The organism is Planctomycetaceae bacterium, assembly GCA_041398825.1.
Classification (GTDB): Bacteria; Planctomycetota; Planctomycetia; order Planctomycetales; family Planctomycetaceae; genus F1-80-MAGs062.
Genome location: JAWKTX010000006.1, coordinates 206,377 through 227,403, shown reverse-complemented (window position 1 = coordinate 227,403; position 21,027 = coordinate 206,377). Strand labels below are relative to the sequence as shown.

Annotated in this window: 15 protein-coding genes; 8 read left to right on the top strand and 7 right to left on the bottom strand. The window is 54.2% G+C overall.

The annotated features are described in order from the left end of the window. Positions 1-36 precede the first annotated feature (36 nt). Positions 37-552 (bottom strand): hypothetical protein, encoded by a 516-nt coding sequence (locus R3C20_12890; GenBank protein MEZ6041396.1) that lies wholly within the window; start codon positions 550-552, stop codon positions 37-39. A 205-nt stretch (positions 553-757) separates the two neighbouring features. On the opposite strand from R3C20_12890, the gene R3C20_12885 reads away from it, so the two are divergent. Beyond that, positions 758-1,843: a KpsF/GutQ family sugar-phosphate isomerase gene (locus R3C20_12885; protein MEZ6041395.1), complete on the top strand. Its 1,086-nt coding sequence runs from the start codon at positions 758-760 to the stop codon at positions 1,841-1,843. A 20-nt stretch (positions 1,844-1,863) separates the two neighbouring features. Continuing rightward, a complete protein-coding gene (locus R3C20_12880) occupies positions 1,864-4,968 on the top strand; it encodes a hypothetical protein (GenBank protein MEZ6041394.1) in 3,105 nt (1,034 codons plus the stop codon). A 32-nt stretch (positions 4,969-5,000) separates the two neighbouring features. On the opposite strand, the gene R3C20_12875 is transcribed toward R3C20_12880, so the two are convergent. From R3C20_12875 to R3C20_12860, 4 genes are all read right to left on the bottom strand, one after another. Beyond that, complete coding sequence (locus tag R3C20_12875; GenBank protein MEZ6041393.1) at positions 5,001-5,840, bottom strand: amidohydrolase family protein; 840 nt, start codon at positions 5,838-5,840, stop codon at positions 5,001-5,003. Further along, positions 5,830-7,773: a plastocyanin/azurin family copper-binding protein gene (locus R3C20_12870; protein MEZ6041392.1), complete on the bottom strand. Its 1,944-nt coding sequence runs from the start codon at positions 7,771-7,773 to the stop codon at positions 5,830-5,832. Before R3C20_12870 ends, R3C20_12875 begins: the two co-directional genes overlap by 11 nt. Positions 7,774-7,839: 66 nt before the next feature. Beyond that, on the bottom strand, positions 7,840-11,493 hold the full coding sequence (locus tag R3C20_12865) for a PSD1 and planctomycete cytochrome C domain-containing protein (GenBank protein ID MEZ6041391.1): 3,654 nt from the start codon (positions 11,491-11,493) through the stop codon (positions 7,840-7,842). A 180-nt stretch (positions 11,494-11,673) separates the two neighbouring features. Further along, a complete protein-coding gene (locus R3C20_12860) occupies positions 11,674-12,099 on the bottom strand; it encodes a hypothetical protein (protein MEZ6041390.1) in 426 nt (141 codons plus the stop codon). A 188-nt stretch (positions 12,100-12,287) separates the two neighbouring features. On the opposite strand from R3C20_12860, the gene R3C20_12855 reads away from it, so the two are divergent. The 4 genes from R3C20_12855 to R3C20_12840 all read left to right on the top strand — a co-directional run bounded on the left by R3C20_12855 (position 12,288) and on the right by R3C20_12840 (position 15,899). Beyond that, on the top strand, positions 12,288-13,244 hold the full coding sequence (locus R3C20_12855) for a GNAT family N-acetyltransferase (GenBank protein MEZ6041389.1): 957 nt from the start codon (positions 12,288-12,290) through the stop codon (positions 13,242-13,244). After that, entirely contained in the window at positions 13,244-13,768 is a 525-nt protein-coding gene (locus tag R3C20_12850) for an asparaginase domain-containing protein (protein ID MEZ6041388.1), read from the top strand. Before R3C20_12855 ends, R3C20_12850 begins: the two co-directional genes overlap by 1 nt. After that, positions 13,765-14,808, top strand: coding sequence for a tRNA-dihydrouridine synthase (locus R3C20_12845; protein MEZ6041387.1), 1,044 nt, complete (start codon positions 13,765-13,767; stop codon positions 14,806-14,808). Before R3C20_12850 ends, R3C20_12845 begins: the two co-directional genes overlap by 4 nt. A gap of 83 nt (positions 14,809-14,891) precedes the next feature. After that, complete coding sequence (locus tag R3C20_12840; protein MEZ6041386.1) at positions 14,892-15,899, top strand: NAD-dependent epimerase/dehydratase family protein; 1,008 nt, start codon at positions 14,892-14,894, stop codon at positions 15,897-15,899. A 305-nt stretch (positions 15,900-16,204) separates the two neighbouring features. On the opposite strand, the gene R3C20_12835 is transcribed toward R3C20_12840, so the two are convergent. Then, complete coding sequence (locus tag R3C20_12835) at positions 16,205-17,218, bottom strand: glutamine synthetase beta-grasp domain-containing protein (protein MEZ6041385.1); 1,014 nt, start codon at positions 17,216-17,218, stop codon at positions 16,205-16,207. A 387-nt stretch (positions 17,219-17,605) separates the two neighbouring features. Next, positions 17,606-18,685: an EF-P beta-lysylation protein EpmB gene (gene epmB / locus R3C20_12830; GenBank protein MEZ6041384.1), complete on the bottom strand. Its 1,080-nt coding sequence runs from the start codon at positions 18,683-18,685 to the stop codon at positions 17,606-17,608. 135 nt (positions 18,686-18,820) lie between these two features. Between epmB and efp the strand changes: the two genes are divergently transcribed. Both efp and miaB read left to right on the top strand, forming a co-directional pair. Next, the gene (gene efp, locus R3C20_12825; protein ID MEZ6041383.1) at positions 18,821-19,390 is read left to right on the top strand and encodes an elongation factor P; all 570 of its coding nucleotides are present in this window, start codon (positions 18,821-18,823) and stop codon (positions 19,388-19,390) included. Beyond that, positions 19,387-20,931, top strand: a complete 1,545-nt coding sequence (gene miaB, locus R3C20_12820) for a tRNA (N6-isopentenyl adenosine(37)-C2)-methylthiotransferase MiaB (GenBank protein ID MEZ6041382.1) — start codon at positions 19,387-19,389, stop codon at positions 20,929-20,931. Before efp ends, miaB begins: the two co-directional genes overlap by 4 nt. The last annotated feature ends 96 nt before the right edge of the window (positions 20,932-21,027 follow it).

Genomic DNA, 21,027 nt, shown 5'->3' with positions numbered 1-21,027 from the left:
TGACACACAGGCTTGCCGCAGCACGTTTGGGAGAAGTTAGTGTTTGCAGCCGCAGCCACCCTTTCCGTAGCCCCCTGTTCCGCATCCGGATTTCGTTTCGAGCGGAATGATCCCGTCGGCGTTTACAGGCTGGACGTGAACGATTCCGAAACCATTTGCGGCGGCCAGCAGTGCGAGTCGAGTGGTTTCGGCATCGCGTCCGTTCAGGACATAAAGAATCAAGCGGTCGCTCAAAGTCCATTCCGTGTCTATGAGTTCCAGCTGAACTCCCCAATCGCGGATGCGCTGGCTCCATTCGATGAATTGTTGCTCGGCATTGGAACGCAACTGTTCCATTCGATCGATGTCCTCCTGCGTAGCCATCCGAAGGACCTCTCCCGTCGTCTCCAGCTCCTCACTTGTCGAAGTGGTCTCCAGCACCTGCACAAGCTCTTCGCCGCGATTTGTCGTGACGATGACCGCTTCACCTCGGCAGAATTGCTGGAAAGGGGCTGTAAACAGGAAACGAGCGACCTGTGGGACAGATCCGTAGCGAGCGAGGACCAGTTGCATTTTGTATTCAATTCTCAGCCAGAATTACCAACCGTAAGTACTTAATATCAGACATGTTGCGACAAGATGCCTGCATGAATCTGCGATTGACCAACAACCACTGAGATCACTAAACTTCCGCACCGCCCAGGAAGGGCGGTTACCGGTCGTTATGCGTCATTGTCACAATTCGATGCCGCGTTGCAATGAAGTCACGGAGGACGTAATGCCTGATCACGCGAATATCTCAGCTGCTCAGAAAGCGGGTCAGGTCATTTTGTCGTTCAATCAGGCGGACCACCTTCGCGAAGCCCGGCGGATTATTCAGCACGAAGCCGCGGTCCTGCAGAGTGTGGCCGAATCGCTTTCGATTGATTTCTGCGAAGCGATTTCGCTGATGCAGGACTGCAGCGGAACCGTCATCACCACCGGTGTCGGCAAAGCTGGCCTCATCGGACAGAAGATTGTCGCAACGCTTGCCAGCACCGGCACTCGGGCAAGGTTTCTTCACCCAACAGAAGCACTGCATGGAGATCTGGGGACCGTTGATATCCATGATGTCGTGCTGGCATTTTCAAACAGCGGTGAAACGGACGAATTGACACGCCTGCTGCCATGTTTCGCCCACATGAAAGTGCCGGTAATTGCGGTGACCCGAGATCGGGAGAACAGCCTTGCCCGAGCGGCCAGTGTAACGATTGCCTACGGTCATCATGTTGAAGCAGGTCATCTGGCATTAGCACCTTCCAGCAGTACTACAGCGATGCTGGCGATTGGCGATGCAATTGCACTTGTGCTGAGTCAGGCGAGGGGCTTTTCTTCGACCGATTTTGCGAGATTCCATCCGGCAGGGAGTCTTGGGCGAAAGCTGACCCCTGTGGATTCTGTGATGAGGACAGGAACTCAGGTTCGGGTCGCTCGGGATTCAGAGACAGTTCGCGAGGTGATGATTGGGCACAGTCAGTCGGGGCGTCGAACCGGAGCTGTGATCCTTGTCAATCAGGATGGGCGGCTGTCGGGACTGTTCACGGACAGCGATTTGGCACGCCTCTTCGAACATCGCCGTGACGAACAGCTGGATCAAAGTATCCGTGAAGTCATGACCGCAAACCCTGTTACCATCAGCCGACATGCTGTGCTGCCTGCCGCAATCCATCTGATGTCCGAGAGGAAACTCAGTGAGCTTCCGGTCATTGATGAAGAAAAACGACCCGTTGGCATGCTTGACATCACAGATGTGCTTCATTTCATGGACTCAACACAGCAGCAGCAGTTGTTGAGTGAACTTAACCCTGCCGCCGTCGCGGCCTAGATAATCCGCAGCCTGACCGCATGTCGAATCGCGAACTTTCCCGTGGACCACGAACACTTTTGACAGGACTTTTCCTGTTGGGGGTTTACGTTGCCTACGCCAGGTTCACTTCACCCTGGTTGAATATCGAACGCACACGCCAGTCGATGTCAGCTCCATCGGCACCTGTTGTTCGCACGGCCGACTTTGCTCCCGTTTTGACACGGTGGTTTCCCCAGGATCACTGGGTATCAGATGCAGGGAAAAAGTTTCGCGATGGCGGACGGTATCTGGTGTTCAATGAAGTTGCATTATTCAATAACAAACATTCCGTTCGGGTAAAACCGGTCGCAATGCTGTGGTCATCCGGTGAGGATGATGAGCAGCCCATTCGAGTCACAGCCGCCTCTGCTCAGCTTGACCGTTCCACTCCCTTTGATCTGGAAGAAACGGAATTTGGCAGAATTACAACAGGGTTTCTCTCCGGAGACGTTCGGATTGAAGGACCTGATGGCCTGCAAATCAAAGGACGCAACTTCCATATCTCCGACAAGTCAATGAAGATCTGGAGCGGCTCTCCGGTGGATCTGGTTTGGCAGACACATACTGCAAGAGCTGAAGGCGGCGTTGAAATCAAGCTTTTAACCTCCGGCAACGAAGACCAGGGGCTGATGGCGATCAGCGATATCCAGTCCGTCCATATGAACGGGCGAGTCACCTGTAACGTACTGATCCCCGACAGGAACAGAAAACGTGAAGCAACGCACCTGACGATTAACGCAGCCCGGGGATTTCACTTCGACGTACAGACCCTGACATCAACGTTTTTCGGCTACGAAGACGAAAAGCCGCGACCTGACCGACAGATTCTGATCGAACGACCGCTGACAAACGGCTTTGTGGATAAACTGCTGTGCACTCAATTAACACTCCAGCTGCGACCTCGCATTTCCAGCGATGCAGGCAACTCACACGTCGCCCTGAACGCCGAAAGTGATGGACCACAACGGCCAAAACAGGTCGAACTGCATTCCATCCGCGCCGAAGGAAGCCGTGTCGTCGTCTATATGGAAGAGCAGCAGCTGACAGGTACGATGACGGACATCCGCTATATCGTCGACCGGCGTATGCTCGAATGCTGGAGCAATAAACAGGATGCCAATGGTAACCCTTTCCCGATTCGGCTGATTCAGAAGGGAACAGAAGTTCTGGTCCCCCACATTGTTGCTCGCGCTCTCGAAGATAATTCCCTGGATTCGATTGATCTTCGCGGTCCGGGCCTGATTCGTCACCAGCCTGACAAGAGCGATTCCGCGACTGCGAAGTCGGATCGCGACCCTCAGGGAACCATTGAAGCACAATGGCGAGAGTCGTTGATCTTTCGACAATCTCCGGAGCCAAGAATCACGCTCACCGGAAATGCTCAGGTTATTCAGCCGGTCAAAGAGTTTCGGCTGGCGGGCCAAACGATTGAAATGCTGCTTGCCTCCCGAAACCCCGTCCCTGATCCAAACATTCCACCTCCGTCAATCGATTCAGCAGCAGACACAACTCACAACGCCTTTGATTTTTCGGACCTTCAACCGAAAGAACTCATCGCACGTGACAGAGTTCGAATCGCAGCACCACAATTAAGCGGGGACGTACGGAATCAGCTGACGGTAAAGCTTTCAGATGCTGCTTCAAGCGAGAACGCCCGTACGCCCACAGCGGCAGGCACTATGCAAACCGCCTCCTTTGAGGCGTCGAATCCAGGTCAATTGATCGGCAACCGTCCAGAATCGGACAAAGCCAGAGGATTCATGCACTTCGTATCTGACACGATGGAGGCAACTCTGCTTTCGCCGGAATCCACACAGGCAAAGAGGCCATCTGCTCCAACAGACTGGACAGACATCTGGATCAATGGCAATGTCGAAGTCGATTACACAGCCCCGGACCCGGATCAGTCTTTTCATGCGGAAGGCAACGTACTGACCGCCGAAAATGGCTTGAGTGCGGGCCGCGGAATGAGCCTGTTCGGCTCGCCTGCGACAGTGGTGAGTGCCAATCGACTGATTGAGGGGCAACGAATTGATGTTGATGAAAGCGATGAAAAAGTCTCTGTCGACGGGAGCGGTCGAATTCGACTTGTGCTCGATCGCGGTTTCGATGGAATGCCTCTGGAACGTCCTTCTCCATTAGACATTTACTGGGCTGACGGGATGATCTTCAGTGGCCGGACAGCCAGCTTTGTCGGCGATATCCGTTGTGTTCTTTCAGATGGACAATCTCACGACATCCACCTGACTTGTGCTGGCATGCAGGTGGACTTCACGCGAGACGTGCGCCTCAGTCGATCCGGGAGAACCGGGAAAGACGTTGCAAAAAATGAGTTTGATGTTGCACCCGCAGGTGATGGGGACAGTAAAGCCGCCCCGGATATCAGTGAAGTCAGGTGCGTTGGGCGAGTGCATGTTACGCTGAAACAAATGGAAGCAGGCGTCGTGACAGCCACTCATGAAGCTGACTTTTCCGATCTGACGGTAAACCGTGAGTCGGGAGATTTTGTCGCCTCAGGTCCCGGATGGATTGAATCCACGCAGCCGGATCGAGGGAATAGGCTCAAGGTTTCACCCGGTGTTATTGCTCGTGCGAATCAGGCTGTTCAAACAAGTGAGAATCCCTTCGTGTACGCCAAAGCGTCATTCATCGGATCACTCTCAGGAAACCTGAACAAGGAACTGGTTCAGTTGAGCCAGCACGTGGAAGGAGTCTTTGGACCAGTGCGAAGACTGGGTGACACCATTGACATCGATATCGTGAACAGCTCTGACCTGCCGCCACAAGCCGGAGTGCTGAGATGTGAAAAGCTTTGGGTCATTTCCCTGCCTCAGGCAAATTCCGAACAGCGAACCTTTTCGCTTGCCGCAGAGGACAACGCACGAATCGAAAGCCGTAATCTGGATGGGCATGCAGACAAGATTACGTACGACCACTCCAAGCAACAGCTCATCCTTCGCGGCGAAGGAGATCATAAGGCAACGGTTTCGCACCGTGCATCTGACAACAGCAACGTTCGAACATTCATCGGCCAGAAGTTGGAATACAACCCCCAACAGAATACTCTGAAAGCCAACCACATCACTGGACTCCGCACAGAATAGTTGCGAGTGATGCTGAGTGAACCCAAAAGTGATCAAATTCGAAGCTTATAGAAGCTGGCGGCTGTTTTGCCAAAAATCTGTTCTCGTTCGGATTCGCTGATTTCCCCCAAAGCCTGATTCAGCGCATCGAACACCTGCTGATAGGTTCCGGCGAGTTCGCAGACGGGCCAGTCGGACCCAAACATACACCGTTCCGCACCGAACGCTTCAAGAGCTGTGAAGACATAGGGCCGCAGATCGTCAACGGTCCAGTTGTTCCAGTTCGCTTCCGTAATCATCCCACTCAGCTTGCAGTACAGATTTGGGTAGGCTGCCGCGGCTTTCAGATCCCGCGACCAGTCCGCAATGCTGGCATCTTCGATGTTTGGTTTCGACAGATGATCAATCACCATTGGCAGTTCCGGTAAAAGTTGTGCCAGGGAAACTGCGTGTTTGAGGTGCCGGGTGTAAAAGAGCAAATCAAAAGGGATCTGGTGCTTCTCCAGGACTTTCAACCTCTGCAGCACATCCATTCGGAGTATAAAGTCATCATCAGGCTCATCCTGAGTGATGTGTCTGACACCAACAAACAACGGATCTTCCAGAAACTCCTGCAGCTGGTCCTCGCATTCCGTCGACGCCAGATCCACCCACCCCACGATGCCTGCGATAAAGGGATTGGCCTGCGCAAGTGAAAGTGCCCATCGATTTTCATCCAGATTGTGCTGCGTCTGTACGAAGACGGATGCATCAACGCCTGCCGCTGTCAGATGGGGCACCAGGTCTTCTGGAAGATAATTCCGACAAATCTTTTGATGCTGCAGCGTCCGGAGCCAGTCATATTCGAACGGGAGGTCCAGCTGCCAGAAATGCTGATGCGAATCAATGATCATCGGAATGCTCCGTTGTGATGTAGTTCAGGATGTCGAGGATTTCGTCCTGAGTGAACTTGTCCAGCAGAGCTTTGGGCATCATCGAAGTGGCTGAGGGTATGATTTCTTCGATGTCGGCTCTGGCGATGGACTCTGGCTCTGGCCGTTCCGGATTCGTCAGCAGAAAAACAGTTTTATCGTCCTCCGATTTTATGATTCCGGACTTCGTTCGGCCGTCGGACAGTACGATCACCTGTACGGCATACTTTGGATCAATTTTCCACGACGGTTCGAGCATTTCGCGAAGAATGCCGCGTTTGTCATTCTTCCATCGACTGACAACGTCCGTGAGATCCGGACCAACCGCCCCTCCGTCTTTGTGCATCTTATGGCACTGCAGACAGGTTGCTTCCCTGAACAACGCCTTTCCGGCATCAAGCTTGCGTCCCTCAAGCGATGCCTGAATTGCCTCCGGAAAATCTGCGAGTTTCCAGTTTTGAACAAATGACCTGTTGTTACCCAGAGGATCCGTCGGGGCGACAGGCGAACGTTGCCACGCATCCAGATCCGGTACCACGACCATCACCCCGTACATCCGCATCCAATGCCGCGGGAATGTGCAGACATAAGGGTATTCTCCCGGCTCTGTCGGCGCATTAAATGTCAGCCTCACCTGTTTGCCGGCTTCCACCATGTTTGTCGCGAACAGCACGTCTGATGTATTAGGAACATAGGGCAGATTCTGAAATCCGGGCGACGGTCCTAATTCCGCGCCGGCCGCCGCAACCTGCTGAAGTTGACCCGGTCTGGTGATCACAAAATTGTGGGGCATCAGGTCTTCGTTCTGAAGAACAATCTGCACGGGGCGTCCCGCTTCAACGGCAAAGTACGGCAGGTCATATCGCATTTCTTCATGAACGGTCCTGATACGAACTAAACGCACAGAGATTGCACGCATTCGATGTCGCAGTTCCTTTGCATCGACCTCGCTCAATGTCTTCAGCAACTGCTCTGCCAGCACCATGCTGTCGATAAAAGAATCGGAAGTACGATCGGCTGTTTCAACTTGTTCCGCATTCGCCACCAGGCGAGAGGCCACCTGTTGAGAAGTTTTTGCCACACGGAATTCGTCAGAAATACTCAGCAACGCCTTCACCGCGCTCTGCGAAACCGACGGCTCCGAAATCTGTTCGCTTGTCGGAGTTGTGGTATCGAACGTTTCCCCTGTGATATAGGCGGAAATCCTCTGGAACGAATCTTCTTCTGAGGTTGGGATACCTGCCAGCACGAGCAACACCTGACTAACCACCTGAGTAGTCGATTGACCATTGAGCATGGACAAGACTCGGTTGCGTTGGTCGATTCGTTGCCGGGGCGGCAGGAGGACAATTGCACGGAGCCATGCGATGCGTGCGTCGTCGCTGACGACATTCTCCCAGGCCAGATCGCCTTGACCAGTCGCGATTAATCCCGCAAGGCCGGCAGATTGCAAAAGAGCATTCTTCTGACTGGCGGCATTCAGGATCGCAGCAGACTGATCGGTTAATTGTTCGACAGGAAGGTCAAGCATCATTGCCGACAGCAATGCCGCCGTTGCCTGATCAGCATCATCAACAGGCTTTAGCCTACCGATGGCAGCCAGCAGTTCCTCCACGACCGAAGTTGCCCGAATCCTGGCCAGCGCCTGGACGGCCTGATCGCGGGCTTGTCGCGCCATGCCGGCGCGAGAAAGGATGGCCGCATGTACGGGCGCGTATTTCTGATGATCATCGCTTCTTTCGACCAGCAACAGTCGTCGATTATCCAGTCGTTTTAACTGGTATTCAACAATCTTCGGGCTCTTGTCGAGAAAGACAACCGGCCGTTCAATCGGCTGGTCATCTTCGTGCCCGTGTTGCGAATGTCCGTGGTGCGCGTGCTCGTCGGCTTGAATTCGGCCACAGAAATCAGACACAACACAAAACGCTGATATGCAGAAACACAACGCGGCGGAATAGCGACGCATAGTTGACGAATGCCTCTAGTCGAGAAAAAGAAATTCTTTTTGGTTGAGTATGATGTGGCAGACATCCGCCAATGCATTCTGATGGAACCAGACCTCGCTCGGATTCAGATTATATGTCGGTGCCAATTCATTCGCGAATGATACCAGAAGCTCAACCTCGTTTTCTTCAGGCGAGCGGGCCAGTGCCTGCCGGAAGGCTCGATCCAGCAACAACCTGGCAGAACGATCCGGTACGACCTTGTTTCCCGGATCGTCCAGAGCTTGTTCAACTCCGCATTCCTGGATGAGACGAGCTGACCACACTCGTGCCTGCTCCGTCACGAATTCACTGTTCATCATGATCAGTGCCTGTGCGGGTACATTCGAGGTCCCGCGGCGTCCAACCGAGGTCGCAGGAGCGGGCGTATCGAACACCAGGAGAAATGGTGACAAGAAGTTTCTGTTCACAGACTGGTAGATGCTTCGGCGGCCATTTCCGTCAAGCGGACCGCTCTGGCCAGGCCGGCCCCGGCCCTGCATGAACTCTGTCAGATACACAGGCACGGGCGGACCATAGCTTGTTGGGTCCAGCCGACCGGAGACCGTGAGGATCGCGTCGCGGATCACCTCAGCTTCCAGCCGGCGCACATGTGCGTGATGAAGCAGAGCATTCGTTGGATCAACAACGCGCCCCTCTTCCGTCGATTGAATACTCTGCCGATAAACTCGTGACGTGACAATGTACCGAATCAATGACTTCATCGACCAACCATCGCGGCGAAATCGCGTGGCTAAATGGTCCAGCAATTCAGGGTGCGACGGCACTTCTCCGAGAACACCAAAGTTGTCTGCCGACGGCACAAGGCCCCGCCCAAACAAGTGAAGCCAGATTCGGTTGACCGCGACTCGTGCCGTCAGCGGATTGTCCTCCGAAAGCACGTCCTCCGCGAGCCGCAACCGTCCGCTTCCGGATTCAGCATATGGGGTTTGACGATTCAGCGTTTCCGGCATTGTCGACAGTGCGGTCAGAAAATGGCGTGGCACCGGCGGCCCCATATTCTTATGGCTTCCGCGGATAAAAAGATGCTCATCTTCACCCGTTCCTTCACACATCACCAGGACCGGATCACCGGCAGGAATGCTCGCCGCCGCCGATCTCCATTGCTCTACGGCGTCAGACTTCGCAAGAAGATCATCCTGATCAGCCGTGTGCAGCAAACCAAGCCGTAATGCCGTCGATGGCCACGTAGAACGACGTCGAAGTTCATCGGTATACGCTCCCAGTATCTGCTTCGTAATATCCGGTGAAGCCACTTCCACCGACTCAAACGTTGCTGCCAACTTCGCGGCAAGCGACCGATTATTCGTACTGGCCACTGGTAAAATGGGAGCATTTTCCCGTTCGGAAAAACGAACTTCCCGAACGGAGAACCATCCATCGCTTTCATCCAGAAATTCCAGATGACACTGATGACCGAGGTATCGCTTCACATCCCCGTTCAGTCGGATCCACCGCAGTTCACCCTCAGTTTCGATGTTCTGCCGAGCTCCGCGAAACAGCAGTTCACTGAACTCATTCATTACGTATCCGTCGATCACAAGTCGGATACGTGACCCCCGTCCTGCAACAAGTACCTGAATCTCGGGGTGCTGCAAGCGGAACGTAGGAGACTGCAGTGTTCCCCGAAGGTTCAGTGAGGTGGCGGCTGAAGTGACGTCCTGACACCGAGACAACTTTGGCTGCATGTCATCCTTCTGCAGGCCCGTTGCAACGTTTCCGTGACCAATTGCATCCGCCGAAGGGATCGGACTCAAAGAATTTCCCACACGCAACAAATCCGCATCGTGCGCGGCCCTGAACTCTGATAGTGCGAGCGAGCGAAAGGCCTGACCATAAGCGAACCATCCCTCTGGCAGGCCATTCCGAAGGTCAGCGAACACGACGGGTGAACTTTCCTTCTTGTCGGGCGCCGCATCGGCTGTGCCGGAAGGATTCAACACGCGAGCAGACTCTTCAGCGATACGTCTCGACCAGGATTTCGTTGTCGCCAGAATTGACCGGTCAATCTGAATCTGTGGTGTGTCTGAGTCCGGCTTCACCACCTGCAAGTCGGCAATCGCAGCGTACAGAAAGTCAAGATCATCAGCCCCTGAGTCGGTTGGACGTTTGTCGGTTGCTGTCATCGCTTCCTGTAAGAGTTGTTTGATGGCAGGCGATTCAGATTCTGAAACTGCTGCATCCCGCAGGACCGCCGCCAGCCTCTGGAGCGACTGTTCTTCAGTGACATCTTTCAATCGAGCAGCAAGTGCGTCATGGACGTCACGTTTCAAAGTCGCGATCTGGTCGGTGGCTTCATGCATTTTTCCATCTGAATCCAGCCATTCAATTCTTCGGCGTGAACTCTGCAGGAATCCCGACAAGGCATAGTAGTCCCTGGTCGTGATCGCATCGAACTTGTGATCGTGACAGCGTGCACAGGAAACCGTCATACCGAGAAACGCTTTGGAGAATACATCCAGCTGATTGTCGACGCGCGCTGCCTCTTCCCCTTTCACATCGACCGGCGCGTGCTTGTCTTCGCCCAGGTACCAGAATCCAGTGGCTATGATGGATTCATTAAATGCGTGTTCAGAATTGAATCGGGGATTCGGCAACAGGTCACCCGCGATGTGTTCTCGCGCAAACTGATCGAAGGGAACATCAGCATTGATCGCCCTGATGACGTAGTCACGGTATTTCCACGCATACGGCAGCGGAAAGTCAAATTCGTGCCCCAGCGTTTCGGCGTACCTGACCAGATCAAGCCAGTGTCTGCCCCACCGTTCGCCGAAGTGCGGGGACAAAAGCAACTCATCAACAACCCTGGCGATGGCATCATCATCCGAATCTGGATCGTTGTAGAAGCGTTGCTGCTGATCGATGGTGGGTGGCAAACCTACCAGATCAAAATACAAACGCCGAAGGATGGCACGGCGATCCGCGTCGCCTGCTGGTTTGAGTTTCCGGCCCTGCAATGCCTGCAGGATAAACCGATCAATGTCCGTGCGAACCCACTCGGACGCATTCAGCGACGCATCGAACGCTTCCAGAGAAGGTATTTCAGGGGCTCCAATTGGCTGCCAGACCCAGTGAGACTCGATTCGCTCCTGCATCGGAAACCCAGCCCGCTCACCCTCAGCGACTTGATGAGGGGGATCGTCGCCGGAATCCGGCCACGGTGCTCCCATTGAGATCCAGTTTTCCAGCAGTTCAATTTCCGCGTCCGGCATCCGTGTTCGCGGCGGCATCTCAAAACTTTCATACCTGACAGCCGAAATCAGCAAACTCTCGTCAGGTTTTCCCGGCTCAACTGCTGGTCCACTATCCCCCCCTCGCAGAATGTCGTGCAGGTTCGACAAACGGAGCCCGCCCTTAACTTCCTCGCCACCATGACACTCGCCACAGCGAGATTGCAGCAACGGCTGGACCCTGGTCCGAACAAATTCCATCGCTTCGGCATTCGCCGCGTCTTTTTTGGTCGCAGATTCATCCGATCGGGATGGCGCGGCAGCTGACAAAAGAAGCAGAACAACGCATAACAGTCGCGGGCAGACAGGCCTGCCTCGGCCGTTGAGCCAAAAAACAGACTGAGCCCGAATCCTGAATGAATTCACTGACAGAATGACAAAACGTTGCAGAGGTCGATCCATGATGGTACTCGAACGTCATTTAGCGGGAGGAGGGAATTTTCCAGACCGCACAGAACACATCCTGCCTGCGCGGAATCGGCGGGAGCCGTCATTGTCGCAGTGGTTGGGTACGGAATTCAACCACACGATCCGGATTCAGGTTCAACCAGCATGTAATCGATGTCTGAAACAGAGGGAGTTCTAGAATGCCGACTGTTCTTCTGAGTCCAACTTTTCCCTCAACAGGCCCGCAGACGACTCGAAGAAACGCTTTCGACGACCGGGAGTCCCCGAATCACTGGTGGATTGTTCCTCCAGATCAACAAGGTTGGCATCACAAAGACGACACCCAACAGTCTTGAGATGAAAGTCTATGTATTCGCTGGATTCAACAGAGAGTGCTCCCAGAAGGTACCCTCCCAGCTCAGTACGGGTTGGACAACTCAGACGCCCCCGCTGCCAGATTTCTCCGACGCTGCGTCCACCCTGATCACGGTGCCTGATGCAAACTGACACGCGTGAACGTAACGCTTCGTCCACGCGGAGCTGCTGCTCAAATTCAGCCATCCGCGCAGCTGGCAACTGTTCATCGAGCCAGGCAATGACTTCGCGTTCGGTCCATGTCATCGGCAAGGGTTTATCCGTTGAGAAAGTGGCAGGGTTCAGATTGTGACGTACATCAAAATCAGCGGATATTCTGGCATCTGAAAGTGGTCTTCCGTCGGCTTGTGAGTGTGTCAGTCCTGAGTTAGAGTCCGAGACACCCTTCGCACATTGCGGAGCAACCGTTTCCACTGGCTTCCTGAGAGACACCGGTGATCCAGTATCGCCCGTTTCACAATACCGACCCGCCTCGATTGCTGCAACTGTGGCATTCCTGCGCGCTGGGGCCAGCCGCGGCTGAAGGGTTTTCGAGTGACATCCTGGAGTTGTTCTCGTTCTCACAGCCGTTCTTCGACCGCAACGGAATCATTGTGGCGGTTTTCGAAGGTCGTGTGGTGGGAATGGTGCATGCCGGATTTGCAGCGACTGAGGACGAAAGCCGACTCGATAAGAACCGAGGCAACATCTGCGCATTGATGGTTCACCCGGAATTCCGGCGGCAGGGCATTGCAACAGAGCTGATTCGTCGAGCATGTGATTATCTGAAAGAGTCCGGTTCAAAGAGTGTTGAAGGCGGAGGTGGACTCGATCGAACCGGATTCTACGTAGGAATCTACGGCGGTCTTCAGCCGTCCGGATTTTCTGAATCTGCAGCTCCCTGGGAACCTGTGTTTGCAAAATCCGGTTTTGAGTTTTCGACGCGTACGGTCGTGATGCATCGCGATTTGTTTGCTATCCGAGACCCGGTCAACTCCCGGTTGATTCGAAATCGCCGTAACCTGAACATGATGATTACGGACCGACCATCGGGACAATCATGGTGGTGGTTTGTTCGATTCGGACATCTGGATTCTTTGCGATTCGAACTGCAGGAAAAAGCTTCCGGCGGGATCGTCGCCTCCGGGCAGATCATCGGCATGGATGTCTTCATACCCAAATGGGGCGTTCGATCCGTGGGAATCCGGGACGTCTATGTTCCCGAATCCCAGCGCCGGCACGGCTACGGCCTCGCACTGATCCTCGAGATCTCTCGCCGACTGCGGGACGAATCAGTACAGCTGATCGAAGCCCATGTCGATTCAGAAAACCAGGCGGCACTCGACCTGTTTGGGGCAGCCAAATTCGAACCAGCCGAGCACCTGGTTACGTATCGCAAATCGCTCGTCTGATGTCAGCCGATACTATGAACACGAATCAACCTGTTCGCTTTCTGGCAGTGGGAGGCACGATCGACAAAATTTACTTTGATTCTCTGAGCGAGTATCAGGTGGGCGCGCCGGGGGTGGAACGGATCCTCTCAGAACTTCCGGTGACATTCGAATACACTGTGCAGTCTGTTCTCAGAAAAGACAGCCTCGACATGACGGACGCCGATCGTAAGCTGGTCCTGCAAGCCGTGGTCGATTCACCTGAAGACAGAATTGTCATCACACACGGCACCGATACCATGGTCGAAACGGCCCGACTTCTGCAAGCCGCCTCAGAAAAATGCATCGTCCTGACCGGGGCCATGCAGCCCGCTGGATTCAGCAACAGCGATGCTGTATTTAACATTGGGGTCGCAATCGGCGCTGTCCAGTCAAGGCCCAACGGTGTCTGGATTGCAATGAGCGGTCGAGTCTTCGATGCGGCTCATGTGCGCAAGAATCGAGATAAGGGTATCTTCGAAGACGTTCCTGCTGAGGCCGGATGAAGGTGCTGAAACTCGGCAACATTCAGATCCAGGGCCCCGTTGTGCTGGCAGCACTCAGTGGCTACAGCGACTGGGCAATGCGGTCGCTCGCGAGAAGTATGGGCGCGCCATACACCGTTCATGAAGTCATGATCGAATCCTTCGTCAATAACCTGAAGGATCGGGAAAAAACTCGGCGGCATTTGCTGGTCACCGACGATGATCATCCTGTTGGCGCACAACTGATGGGCACGGTGCCGGATGAATTCGCCGGGGCTGCAATCAGGCTTGTCCGGGCGGGTTTCGATGTGATCGACATCAACTTTGGTTGCCCGATGAAACGTCTTCGAGGTCAGTGTCGGGGAGGCCTTCATCTGGGGCAGCCGACCGGTGCAATCGAGATTCTGCGCCGAGTTCGGGACGTCGTTCCCTGTGAGATCCCGGTGACGGTCAAAATGAGACGAGGTCTGGATGATTCAACCGAAAGTCAGGACAACTTTTTTTGCATTCTGAATGCAGCGTTCGACTGTGGAATCGCAGCGGCAACCATTCATGGTCGCACGGTTCAGCAAAAATACATCGGCGGCAGTGACTGGAATTTCCTGAAACTGGTTCGCTCGCATTTCCCGAATCACACCCTGATGGGCAGCGGTGACCTCTTTACGGCCGCGGATTGCATCAGGATGCTGAAAGAGACGGGAGTAAATGGCGTGACCGCCGCGCGCGGGGCAATCGGCAATCCATGGATCTTTCAGCAGGCCAGATCACTGCTGGATGGGTCTTCCCTCCCGGCAGCTCCGGATGTCTTCCAGCAACGCGAGATGATTAACGACCATCTCCGGAGAGCTCAAATGATCTATTCACCGGAGCTCGCAACCAAACAGTTGCGAAAGTTCTGTATTCGATACGCATTGTGGCATCCACAGTCGATTCAAGTCCGTGATGCCTTTATCGGAGTGAAAGATCCTGACCAATGGCAGGCTGTCATGAACGAACATTACTCCGTCAATATGCCGGGAGTCTGGCCGCAATTCGATGATACCAGCGTCTCAGAAAACTGAACCTGTGTTGAAGTTGGGCCGTTGAATGCGTTAACCTCTGGATTCGCGAACACATTCTTTGTCACTTCTCCTGTGAGACCAACGTGCAACTTTCCTCTGAAGACCTCATTCTGGTAACCGGAGCTACCGGGCTTGTTGGCAGTCATGTTGCCGAACAGGCCGCGAAGCAGGGTCTGCGAGTCCGTTGCCTTGTTCGAAAAGGTTCACGAACCGACTTGCTGAAGGACCTGGGCGTGGAACTGATCGAAGGTGACCTCGATCAGCCTGACAGCCTTCGGACCGCCTGCGATGGTGTCAGCGTTGTTATCCACTGTGCAGCGATGGTGGGGGACTGGGGCAGGACGGATGACTATCGCCGTATTAACGTCGACGGTACCCGTGCTCTGATGGACGCCGCGCTGGACAGCGGTTCTCTCAAACGCTGGGTTCAAATCAGTTCTCTGGGCGTCTATGAAGGCCGCGATCACTATGGCACGGATGAGACCTCTCAACCAAGCACAACGGGAATCGATGGATACACTTTAACAAAGGTGGAATCCGAGCTGCTGGTCTGCGAATACGTTCGAAATAAGGCGTTGCCGGCCGTCGTCCTGCGCCCGGGGTTCATCTATGGCCCACGGGATCGCACAATCCTGCCTCGACTCCTCGAACGCCTGCAAAGCGGCCAGTTTGCCTATCTTGGCAATACTGACAAGCTGATGAACAATACGTACGTGGGGAACTTATGTGAGGCGATTTGGCTGGCCATTGAGCGGGACAACATCGTCGGTGAAGTCTTCAATATCCACGACCAGCGTTCGGTCACCAAGAAAGAATTCATGGACACGGTCTGCGATACTGCGGGGATCAAACGACCGACAAAGGTCGTGCCGCTGCCCATCGCCCGAGTTCTCGCATCCGGAATGGAAGGGCTCTGGCGATTACTTGGTAAGAAACAGGCGCCCCTGCTGAATAGTGCTCGAATCAAATTCCTCGGGCTGAATCTGGACTTCAGCATCGAGAAAGCCAACACAATGCTGGGTTACCGGCCTTCGATGGATTTTGCAGATGCAATGCCGCTCACCGTTCGAGCGATGACGGCCGCATCCTGAATTTGTTCGCCGTGTCCTCAGGCCAATGGCCCGCCAATTCCAGGATGGATCTGCTTCCGTGGAATGACACTGAAGGGCCAGCGTGCGTGCTGGAACCATTTCAGGGGTACATCCTGCACAGAATCAAAAAGGGCCGCCCAGTACAAGACTGAGCGGCCCCGGGAGGATTGGTTGTCAGATCGCTCCAACAACCAGCAGTGACTCCCAAATCCAGCCACCGTCCGATTCGGAACGGCAAGCCATTTCAATCAGGGATGACTGGCTCCAGTTTTTGCGGTCACGAATCAGTGTGACCGTAAGAGATCTCAAATCTTCACAGCCTTTACCGTTCGAATAATCTCGGCAGCGACCTTGTAAGGATCAGCATTGGAAGCAGGACGGCGATCTTCCAGCCAGCCTTTCCATCCGTTGGTCACAGTCGCAACTGGAATACGAATGGATGCACCACGGTCCGACACACCAAAACTAAACTGATCAATGGACTGTGTTTCGTGCTTACCGGTCAGACGCATATGGTTGTCCGCACCGTAAACCGCAATATGCTCTTTGACTCGGGGAGCAAATGCAGAGCAGATCTTTTCGTAAGTGTCCTTACTTCCGCATGTTCGCAATGTGTCATTCGAGAAATTCGCGTGCATACCGGAACCATTCCAGTCGGTGTCGCCAAGCGGCTTTGGATGCCACTGAATCCATACGCCGTACTTTTCAGCAGTACGCTCCAACAGATAACGGGCAACCCAGACTTCGTCACCAGCCCGCTTGGCGCCTTTTGCAAATACCTGAAATTCCCACTGTCCTGTGGCAACTTCGGCATTAATACCTTCGACGTTCAGACCAGCTTCGAGACACAGATCCAGGTGCTCTTCGATAACTTCGCGACCGAATGCCCGATTCGCGCCAACCGAACAGTAGTAAGGTCCCTGTGGGGCAGGGTAACCGCCCGGTGGAAATCCCAGAGGGCGATTGATTTCACTGTCCCAAAGGAAGTATTCCTGCTCGAAACCAAACCAGAAATCGTTGTCGTCGTCGTCGATTGTCGCACGACCGTTGGACTCATGAACCGAACCGTCTGAGTTCAACACCTCGCACATCACCAGGTAACCGCTCACGCGTCCAGGATCTGGAAAGATGGAAACCGGCTGCAGAAGGCAATCCGAGGATCCGCCGGGAGCCTGATTCGTGGAACTTCCGTCAAAGCACCAAACAGGACACTCTTCAAGTGTGCCCCCGAAGTCCTTGACGATCTTAGTCTTGGAACGGAGTTCCTGAGTCGGCTTTGAACCATCCAGCCAAATGTACTCGAGCTTTGATTTCGACATGGTACTGCTTAATTCCTCCCGATTAACTTTGAGTCTTCGCGACGTCGATGAGTCACCTCTCATCGTCATGCTCTCGCGAACTGAGCCCCATCCCTGAACGAGAAACCCGGCTGACGTCTGACGTCGACGTCCATTCACCGATTTCCAGATTTCGTGTCAGAGGCAATACCTATGACGCCCGCCTGCCTCTGAAACGGGCATCTCTGCCAAATCCTTCGGCAGAGGATCGTCAGTCGTGGTCGATTTCTGACGATTGTTCCGTATACAGCATGATTTGTGCCAATTCGAGCAACAGGAGACCCGTTCTCGAAAACCTTCAAAAAACATCTCCACCATTGAGTCAGGCTTTACCCGAATGGCCAGCGGGCCGCAGACTCGTGTGGTCTTTCAAAGCGGAGTTTTTGAAGAGCGTCCGGCGATTTCAACAACGAACTGTGGCACGGCATAGCCGGGTAGCCGGGCTCGAAGGTGTTCGATCAGTGCTCGTCCAGTTTCCGGCTCAACTTCGAAATGGGCCGCCCCGGCAACGCGATCGAGCTGATGCAGGTAGTAGGGAATCACTCCCAGATTGATCAGCCGTCTGCAGAGCAATTCCAGAACATCGGGATCATCATTCACACCTTTCATCAGGACCGCCTGGTTCAGCACGGGAAAACCCTTTCGGCTCAGCTGCGAAAGCGCGGCCGCGCAGTCTTCGACAATTTCAGCCGGGTGATTGGCGTGGACGACGAAAATCAACTGACTCCGAAGCTGATCAGACATGCCCAGCAACTCTGGTGTCACTCGGGAGGGAAGAACGATTGGAAGCCGCGTGTGAATTCGAATCCGTTCAATATGGGGGATGGCATCAATCAGCCGACAGAGTCGGTTGAGCCGTTGATCGGTGAGCATCAGCGGATCTCCGCCGCTCAGAATCACCTCAGAAATCGTTGCGTCCGTGGATAGGGCTTCCAGAGCAGGCTTCCATTCGTCGAGTGATTTGGGTTCCGCTGCGTATGGATAATCGCGGCGGAAGCAGTAACGGCAATGTACCGCGCAGGCCCCCGTTGTAATCAGGAGGGCTCTGCCGAAATACTTCTGGATCAGGCCTGGTGTTCGACGGCTGGCAAGGTCGCCGACGGCGTCCGGGACAAATCCAAGCACATCGGCCGATTCTTCGATCGTTGGTAACACCTGCAGCAATAAAGGGTCCGACAGATGACCCGGTTTCATTCGCTTCAGGTAACTGACTGGCACCAGCACGGGAAAACGATTGTCCGCGTCCACGGCCGTTTCGCTTTCAAGCGAATGGATTTTCAGTCGCCGAAGCAATTCCCCCCTGGACCGTACGGCACCGGCCATTTCTCTTTGCCAGCGAACCTGAGCACCGTCATCAGCCACCAGCTCGCCCTGCGGAAGCACACTCAGCCCATTCTGGTGGATTTCAGAATGGCTTTTTGGATTGGAGACACTGGGAACGGTCGACATATCGATTCACTCCGGGCTTCGGTTTTGCTAACGTCCGGCCGCCAATTTGATCTTTCCGGAGCGTTCGTCAGCTGTTCCGTTCGCTTGTTCAGTCCACTTTTTATAAACGATAACAAAGTCAGAGAAACCACTCCAATGGCCACGATCAACGCCGGCGAATTCAAAAAAGGAATAAAGGTTCTTGTTGAGAATGAACCCTACGAAATGCTGGAATGCCACTTTGTGAAACCCGGTAAAGGTCAGGCACTTTACCGAACAAAGCTGCGAAATCTGCTTCGAGGGTCGCTTCTGGAGCGAACTTACCGAAGTGGCGACGGTCTCGAAGCGGCCGACGTCCACCGCAGCGATGGAGTGTATTCGTATCGGGACGGCGATAACTACGTTTTCATGGATAACGCCAGCTTCGAACAATACTCGTTGCCAGCAGCAGTCATCGAAGATGACATGCGTTTCCTGATGGAAGGTAGCGCCGTCGGCTTACTGTACTGGAATCAGCAGCTGATCAGCATGTCTCCTCCGCAACAGGTGATCATGGCCGTCACGTACACTGAGCCCGCAGCGCGTGGCAATACGGCGACAAACGTCACCAAACCAGCAACGCTGGAGTGCGGCGCTGAAGTGCAGGTCCCGGCGTTCATTAAAGAAGGTGACCGGATCAAGATCGACACCGAAAGCGGAGCTTACCTGGAACGAGTTCAATCATGACGGAACCGCCGCCAACAGCATCCACCGGTCCTGAAATCGCTCAGGCCGAAATCGAGACCGTCCCACCCGCGACCGTCCCGCACAATGGTCGACTCTATATCGAAACCGTAGGCTGCCAGATGAACATGCTGGACAGCGAACTGGTGGTTGCTGCGCTTCGAAAGGATGGCTACGAACTCACCAGCGCGCCTCGCGAAGCGGACACGATCCTGTTCAATACCTGCAGCGTTCGCGAACACGCGGAACACAAGATTTACAGTGCGCTGGGGCGACTCAAGTACAGCAAACGCCGACGGCCCAACCAGGTCATCGGCGTGATGGGCTGCATGGCTCAGAAAGATCAGGAACTGATCTTTCAAAAGGCGCCGCATGTAGATCTTGTTGTGGGAACGGGACAATTGGCCGAGATCCCGCGATTGATCAGGGAAAGTCGTAACGACGAACAACGTGCACACCGCACAGCCTTGAGTCTTGGCAGACGTGATGGATCGCGACTGGAAGTATCGGAGAGCTTTCAAAGCTACGATCCACTTCGTGATCCCGAAATGAGACCCACACCGTTTCAGGCTTTTGTGCGGATCATGATCGGTTGCGACAAGTTCTGTACCTATTGCGTCGTGCCAGCAACCCGGGGACCAGAGCAAAGCCGTTCTCCATCGCACATCATGGCGGAAGTGAAAGTGCTTGCCGATCAGGGCGTGCGGGAAATCACATTGCTCGGGCAAACGGTCAACAGTTATCGCCACACCGAAAACGGTCGACTGTACCGGCTGTCCGACCTGCTCTACATGATCAGCGACGTCGAAGGAATTGAGCGAATCCGATTCGTCACCAGCTTTCCCCGCGACATGTCCGACGATCTGCTGCAGGCGGTCCGGGACCTTCCCAAAGCGATGAAGTATCTGCACGTTCCGGCTCAGTCAGGGTGTAATGACGTGCTGAAGCAGATGAAACGCGGATACACCGTTGAAGAGTATCGCGAAATGATGCACCGCATCCGGGCACATATGCCCCACTGTGCGGTCAGCAGTGACTTCATCGTTGGATTCTGCGGCGAATCGGAAGCATCGTTTCAAAAAAGCATGGACCTGATTCGAGAGTGCCGGTTCAAAAACAGCTTCATCTTCAAATACAGCAAACGCAGTGGCACAAAAGCGGATGAGATGTTCGAAGATGACGTTCCGGAAGATGTGAAACGACGGCGGAATAACGAGATGCTGGATCTGCAGAATCAGATCAGCGAAGAAGACAACGCCGAGTTCATCGGCCGGACGGTAAGCGTACTCGTTGAAGGCCCCAGCAAGACCGCAGTCAAGAAGGCGGCACGCGGTGAAGCCCCTGCGATCGGAGAATCTCCGGCAATCCAGTTGATGGGGCGTTCCGAGTGTGATCGCATCGTCGTGTTCGAAGGCAATCCGCGTCTTGTGAGCTCCACAGTGCGAGTTCAGGTCGAAGACTGCACAAGCACGACGTTGATCGGCTCAATTGAAACGATGGAAATTCAGCACGGATCAAACAGCATACTGCCGATTCTGGCTTGACTCCTGTTTGTAGCCGCAATCGCGAAGAAATCTCGGGGTGTACGACGGGCGTATAACTCCCAAACGCTGATTCACCAGAAACTTCCAGCACTGATT

What these genes read in the sequence shown, in the direction of transcription:
- R3C20_12860 (MEZ6041390.1), bottom strand. Translation starts at nt 12,099, where the DNA reads ATGACATGGACCGAACGCGAAGTCATTGCCTGGCTCGATGAACAGTTG.
- R3C20_12845 (MEZ6041387.1), top strand. Translation starts at nt 13,765, where the DNA reads ATGAAGGTGCTGAAACTCGGCAACATTCAGATCCAGGGCCCCGTTGTG.
- efp (MEZ6041383.1), top strand. Translation starts at nt 18,821, where the DNA reads ATGGCCACGATCAACGCCGGCGAATTCAAAAAAGGAATAAAGGTTCTT.
- R3C20_12835 (MEZ6041385.1), bottom strand. Translation starts at nt 17,218, where the DNA reads ATGTCGAAATCAAAGCTCGAGTACATTTGGCTGGATGGTTCAAAGCCG.
- R3C20_12885 (MEZ6041395.1), top strand. Translation starts at nt 758, where the DNA reads ATGCCTGATCACGCGAATATCTCAGCTGCTCAGAAAGCGGGTCAGGTC.
- epmB (MEZ6041384.1), bottom strand. Translation starts at nt 18,685, where the DNA reads ATGTCGACCGTTCCCAGTGTCTCCAATCCAAAAAGCCATTCTGAAATC.
- R3C20_12865 (MEZ6041391.1), bottom strand. Translation starts at nt 11,493, where the DNA reads ATGGATCGACCTCTGCAACGTTTTGTCATTCTGTCAGTGAATTCATTC.
- miaB (MEZ6041382.1), top strand. Translation starts at nt 19,387, where the DNA reads ATGACGGAACCGCCGCCAACAGCATCCACCGGTCCTGAAATCGCTCAG.
- R3C20_12890 (MEZ6041396.1), bottom strand. Translation starts at nt 552, where the DNA reads ATGCAACTGGTCCTCGCTCGCTACGGATCTGTCCCACAGGTCGCTCGT.
- R3C20_12850 (MEZ6041388.1), top strand. Translation starts at nt 13,244, where the DNA reads ATGTCAGCCGATACTATGAACACGAATCAACCTGTTCGCTTTCTGGCA.
- R3C20_12875 (MEZ6041393.1), bottom strand. Translation starts at nt 5,840, where the DNA reads ATGATCATTGATTCGCATCAGCATTTCTGGCAGCTGGACCTCCCGTTC.
- R3C20_12880 (MEZ6041394.1), top strand. Translation starts at nt 1,864, where the DNA reads ATGTCGAATCGCGAACTTTCCCGTGGACCACGAACACTTTTGACAGGA.